Genomic DNA, 5,416 nt, shown 5'->3' with positions numbered 1-5,416 from the left:
CTCGACCAGCACGTGCTCCTTGGTCGGGAAATGGAAGTAGAACGTGCCCCGCACTACTCCAGCTGCCGTGGCGATCGTTGCGATATCGGCTCCGGCCAATCCGGACCGGCCGATCTCAGCCAATGCGGCGTCGAACACCCGCGCGCGCGTCGCGAGCCGCTGCTCCTCGCGTACCCCCAAACCGGGTGAAGGGGCTTCGGTGCTCGACTGCATTCGGCCACAGTAGTCAATTTCATTGGCGCCCGTCAATGACGGTCGTCAGCGAAATTACGAGCGGACCGTCGCCCGGGCCAGTGCGAGCGCCGGGTACCCTGCTGACGTGCTGCTGACCTCGCTGGACCCCTCCGTTGTCGCGGGTGGCCATGATCTCGAGGACGCCGTCCGCTTCGGCGATGTCACGCTCAGCCGTAGTGACGTGGTCGGGGCCGCCAACTCGGTGGCCGAACGCGTCCGCGGTGCGGATCGGATCGCGGTGCTGGCCACGCCTACCGCGCCGACCGCGCTGGCCATCGCCGGTTGCCTGATCGCTGGGGTGCCGGTGATCCCGGTACCGGCCGACGTCGGACAGTCCGAACGCCGCCACATCCTCATCGACTCCGGAGCGCAGGCCTGGCTGGGCCCGGTGCCTGACGAGCCCGAGGGGTTGCCGCACATCCCGGTGCGGATGGGCGCCCGGTCCTGGCATCGCCAACCCGAGTCGTCGCCACAGGACACCGCGCTGATCATCTACACATCGGGCACGACCGGGCCGCCCAAAGGGGTGCAGGTGAGCGGTCAGGCGATCGCCGCCGACCTGGACGCGCTGGCCGAGGCCTGGCAGTGGACTGCCGACGACACGCTCGTGCACGGGTTACCGCTGTTCCACGTGCACGGCCTGGTGCTGGGCCTGCTTGGATCGTTGCGGGTCGGAAATCGCTTCGTGCACACCGGAAAACCGACGCCCGAAGCGTATGCGGCAGCTCGCGGCACGCTGTACTTCGGCGTGCCGACGGTGTGGTCGCGGGTGGTGGCGGACAACGCCGCCGCCGAGGCGCTGCGGTCGGCGCGGCTACTGGTGTCCGGCAGCGCCGGTCTGCCGGTCCCGGTATTCGACCAAATGGTCCGGCTCACCGGCCATGCGCCCGTCGAGCGATACGGAGCGACCGAGTCGCTGATCACCCTGTCGACCCGCGCGGACGGTGAACGTCGACCGGGCTGGGTCGGCCTGCCGCTGGCGGGCATCGAGACCCGACTGGTCGACGACGACGACAATCCGGTGCCGCGCGACGCGGAAACCATTGGGCGCCTGCAGGTGCGGGGGCCGACGCTGTTCAACGGCTACCTGAACCGGCCGGACGCGACGGCGGAAGCCTTTGATGCCGACGGCTGGTATCGCACCGGTGACGCCGCGGTGATCGACGGCGACGGCATGCATCGCATCGTCGGCCGCGAGTCGGTGGACCTGATCAAGTCGGGTGGGTACCGGGTCGGCGCGGGTGAAATCGAGACGGTCCTGCTTGGGCATCCGGGCGTGGCCGAGGCCGCGGTGGTCGGGCTGCCCGATGACGACCTGGGCCAGCGCATCGTCGCGTTCATCGTTGGCGAGGCCGAGCCGCAAGAGTTGATCGACTATGTGGCTCAACAGCTTTCGGTGCACAAGCGGCCGCGTGAGGTCCGGATCGTCGCCGAACTGCCCCGCAACGCGATGGGCAAGGTGCTCAAAAAGCAATTGTTGACGGAAAGCTAACGCGCGGCGGGTGTGACACCGGCGTCGGATTTCCCTACCGTCGTAGCCGTGCACCGATGCAGCCCAACGGTGGCGTCGCGGTGACGACTGCCACCGCCGCCACCCCGATGAGACGCGTCGCCGCCGCGTGTCTGGTGGGCTCGGCAATCGAGTTCTACGACTTCATGATCTACGGCACCGCGGCGGCGCTGGTGTTTCCCACCGTCTTCTTCCCGCATCTCAGCCCGGCGCTGGGCACGATCGCCTCGATGGGCACATTTGCCAGCGCGTTCGTGTCGCGACCGATCGGCGGGCTCGCCTTCGGCTACTTCGGCGACCGGCTGGGCCGAAAGAAGACGCTGATCGCGACGTTGCTGATCATGGCCGTCTCCACCATGTCCGTGGGCGCTGTGCCCAGCACGGACACCATCGGGGTGGCAGCCCCGTTGATCTTGGTTGCGCTGCGGTTGCTGCAAGGCTTTGCCGTGGGCGGGGAATGGGCGGGCTCGGCGCTGCTGAGCGCCGAATACGCCCCCGACGGCCGACGCGGCCGCTTCGGGATGTTCACGCTGCTCGGCGGTGGAGCCGCGGTGGTGTTGTCGAGCCTCACGTTTTTGGGCGTGAACTTCACTATCGGCGAGAACAGTCCCGCGTTCATGCAGTGGGGGTGGCGGATTCCGTTCCTGATCAGCGCCGGTCTGATCGCGATCGCCTTCTATGTGCGGATGCGGATCGACGAGACTCCGGTGTTCGTTGCGGAGAAGGCCCGAAACGTGCTCCCGAGGGCCCCGATCGCGGAGTTGTGGCGCTTGCAGCGGCGCGAGATCGCCCTGGCCGGTGGCAGCATCCTGGGCGGCATGTCCTTCGTCTACATGTCGAACACCTACCTGACCGGGTACGCCCACTCCGAATTGGGCTACACCCGCGGCTTCATCTGGGCCATCGGCGCGGTGGGCGGCATGGTCAGCATCGCGTTCGTCGCGCTCTCGGCCACCCTGAGCGACAGATTCGGACGCCGCAAATTGATGCTGCTGGGCTGGGCGGGGTGTGTGCCCTGGGCACTGGTGGTGATTCCGTTGATCAACACCGGCAACCCGGCGTTCTACGCGGTGGCCATCGTCGGCATGTGCGCGATCGGCGGAATCGGTTCCGGGCCGACGGGAGCCTTCATTCCTGAGCTGTTTGCCACCCGCTACCGCTACAGCGGGTCGGCGTTGGCGATCAACCTGGCCGGCATTCTCGGTGGTGCCGTGCCCCCGCTGATCGCCGGCACACTGCAGGCCACCTACGGCAGCTGGGTGATCGGGCCCATGCTGGCCGGCCTGGCCCTGACCGGTCTGGTGTGCACGTATCTGTTGCCCGAAACCAGGGACGTCATGCTGCACTCCACGGGATAGATCAGTTGGCGTGCAGGTCCTCGTTGAGGGCGATGCCGCGACCGTCGCGCGACACCACTTCGACCGCGCCGGTTACCGAGTTGCGCCGGAACAGTAGGTTGCTGCTGCCGGAGAGCTCGCGGGCCTTGACCGAATTACCATCGGGGAGAGCGACTTTGGTGCCCGCCGTGACGTAGAGACCGGCTTCGACGACGCAGTCGTCGCCGAGCGGGATGCCCAGCCCGGAATTCGCGCCGAGCAGGCAATGCTTGCCGATCGAGATCACTTCGGTGCCACCGCCGGACAGCGTGCCCATGATCGAGGCGCCGCCGCCGATGTCGGAGCCGTCGCCGACCACCACGCCCGCCGAGATGCGGCCCTCGACCATCGAGGCTCCCAAAGTGCCCGCGTTGAAGTTGACGAAGCCCTCGTGCATCACCGTCGTTCCCGAGGCCAAGTGCGCGCCCAACCGCACCCGGTCGGCATCGGCAATGCGCACCCCGGTCGGCACGACGTAGTCGACCATGCGGGGGAACTTGTCCACGCCGTAGACCGCGACCGGGCCTCGCCGGCGCAGCCGCGCCCGCACCGTCTCGAAACCGTCGACCGCGCATGGCCCGTAGTTTGTCCACACCACGTTGGTCAGCACCCCGAACAACCCGTCGGCGTTGAGCCCGTGCGGAGCGACCAGCCGATGCGAGAGCAGATGCAGTCGCAGATAGCCGTCGTAGGCGTCGGCGGCCTTGTCGTCCAGCGAGCCGATCACCGTGCGCACCACGACGGTCTCGGTGTCGCGCTCGTCGTCGCGGCCTGCCAGCGCGGCCAACTCGTCGGGCACCTCGGCCACCGACAACCGCGTCGTGCCGCTCTGGCCCGAGTCGATCAGTTCCGGTGCAGGGAACCAAGTGTCGAGAACCGATCCGTCTGCGGCCAGCGTTGCCAGCCCAATACCCGAAGCTGCAGTCACGCGCTCCACGCTACCCACCCACTACGCTGAGACCGTGCTGGACCTAGGTGGCGACCCGATTGAGCTGACCGCAGCTCTGGTCGACATCCCCAGCGAGTCGCGGCACGAAGAGCGCATCGCCGACGAGGTCGAGGCCGCGCTGCGGGCGCAGACATCAGGCTTCGAGATCATCCGCAACGGCAATGCCGTGCTTGCCCGCACCGCGCTGGGCCGTCCGACCCGGGTGTTGCTGGCCGGCCACCTCGACACCGTGCCGGCGGCCGGTAATCTGCCGAGTCGTCGGGACGCCGAATCGCTACACGGTTGCGGCACAACAGACATGAAGTCCGGTGACGCGGTCTTCCTGCATCTGGCCGCCACCGTCACCGCGCCCGCCCACGATTTGACGCTGGTGTTCTACGACTGCGAGGAAATCGACTCGGCGGCAAATGGTTTGGGGCGGATCGAACGTGAGTTGCCGGATTGGTTGACGGCCGACGTGGCGATCCTTGGCGAGCCGACCGGCGGGTACATCGAGGCGGGGTGCCAGGGGACTCTACGAATTGTCGTTCAGGCCGATGGGACTCGCGCCCACTCGGCGCGAGCATGGCTCGGCGACAACGCCATTCACAAGCTGGGTGCGGTGTTGGATCGGCTCGCGGCCTACCAGGCCCGCAATGTCGAGATCGACGGGTGCACCTACCGTGAGGGATTGTCGGCGGTCCGCATCGACGGCGGCGTCGCCGGCAACGTCATCCCGGACGCGGCCTCGGTGACGGTGAACTTCCGCTTCGCGCCCGACCGATCGCCGGAGGCCGCGCTGAGCCACGTCCATGAGGTTCTCGACGGCCTCGACGTGCGGATCGAGCAGACCGATTCCGCCGCCGGAGCGCTGCCCGGTCTGTCCAACCCGGCGGCGAAGGACCTCGTCGACGCCGCCGGTGGGCAGGTGCGAGCGAAATACGGGTGGACCGACGTGTCGCGGTTCGCCGCCCGTGGCATCGCCGCCGTCAACTACGGGCCGGGCGATCCCAACCTCGCGCATACCCGCGACGAACTCGTGCCCATCCACCAGATCACCGACGCGGTGACGATGCTGCGGGCCTATCTGAGCGGTTAGGCCTTGAGCGCCTAGACGCGCTGCGCTTGGGCCGACGCGTCGGCGGCGGCGGGGTGCAGTCCGCGATCGGCAAGGTCGGCGGCGACCTCGGTCAGCGCGCCGGCATCGCCCGCGGCCAATGCCCGGGCGTGTGCCAGCGTCAGCCGTCCCAACACACAGTTCACTTCGACCGCCAGCCGTTCGGCCCGCTGCACGGCGCGCACATCGCCGAGGCGCGTGGCATCCTGCAGCGCGCGCAGCGCGATCGCCGACTGTCCGCCACGTTCCGC

5 protein-coding genes and 1 pseudogene are annotated in these 5,416 nt (G+C 68.2%); 3 read left to right on the top strand and 3 right to left on the bottom strand.

Annotation, left to right across the window (positions count from 1 at the left end):
• Positions 1–213, bottom strand: a 213-nt coding sequence (locus tag WAN02_RS01145; protein ID WP_422262027.1) for a TetR/AcrR family transcriptional regulator, incomplete at its 3' end; no start/stop codon positions are given.
• A 106-nt stretch (positions 214–319) separates the two neighbouring features.
• Between WAN02_RS01145 and WAN02_RS01140 the strand changes: the two genes are divergently transcribed.
• Both WAN02_RS01140 and WAN02_RS01135 read left to right on the top strand, forming a co-directional pair.
• Complete coding sequence (locus tag WAN02_RS01140; protein ID WP_422262024.1) at positions 320–1,726, top strand: acyl-CoA synthetase; 1,407 nt, start codon at positions 320–322, stop codon at positions 1,724–1,726.
• 107 nt (positions 1,727–1,833) lie between these two features.
• Positions 1,834–3,102: an MFS transporter gene (locus tag WAN02_RS01135; RefSeq protein ID WP_422262029.1), complete on the top strand. Its 1,269-nt coding sequence runs from the start codon at positions 1,834–1,836 to the stop codon at positions 3,100–3,102.
• Between the two features lies 1 nt (position 3,103).
• Here the strand turns inward: WAN02_RS01135 and dapD are convergent, their stop codons facing one another.
• Entirely contained in the window at positions 3,104–4,057 is a 954-nt protein-coding gene (gene dapD, locus WAN02_RS01130; protein WP_422262022.1) for a 2,3,4,5-tetrahydropyridine-2,6-dicarboxylate N-succinyltransferase, read from the bottom strand.
• 25 nt (positions 4,058–4,082) lie between these two features.
• Here dapD and dapE point away from each other — a divergent pair, with 25 nt between their 5' ends.
• The gene (gene dapE / locus WAN02_RS01125) at positions 4,083–5,147 is read left to right on the top strand and encodes a succinyl-diaminopimelate desuccinylase (RefSeq protein WP_422262020.1); all 1,065 of its coding nucleotides are present in this window, start codon (positions 4,083–4,085) and stop codon (positions 5,145–5,147) included.
• 11 nt (positions 5,148–5,158) lie between these two features.
• Here the strand turns inward: dapE and WAN02_RS01120 are convergent.
• Positions 5,159–5,416 (bottom strand): annotated as a pseudogene (locus tag WAN02_RS01120) (AAA family ATPase); the annotation flags it as partial.

It is taken from the genome of Mycobacterium sp. (genome assembly GCF_049281135.1).
Lineage (GTDB): Bacteria > Actinomycetota > Actinomycetes > Mycobacteriales > Mycobacteriaceae > Mycobacterium.
The sequence above is the reverse complement of the archived record's forward strand: the minus strand, read 5'-3'. Positions and strand labels throughout refer to the sequence as shown.

Coding starts and splice junctions, on each gene's coding strand:
- WAN02_RS01135 (WP_422262029.1), top strand. CDS start 1,834: ATGAGACGCGTCGCCGCCGCGTGTCTGGTGGGCTCGGCAATCGAGTTC.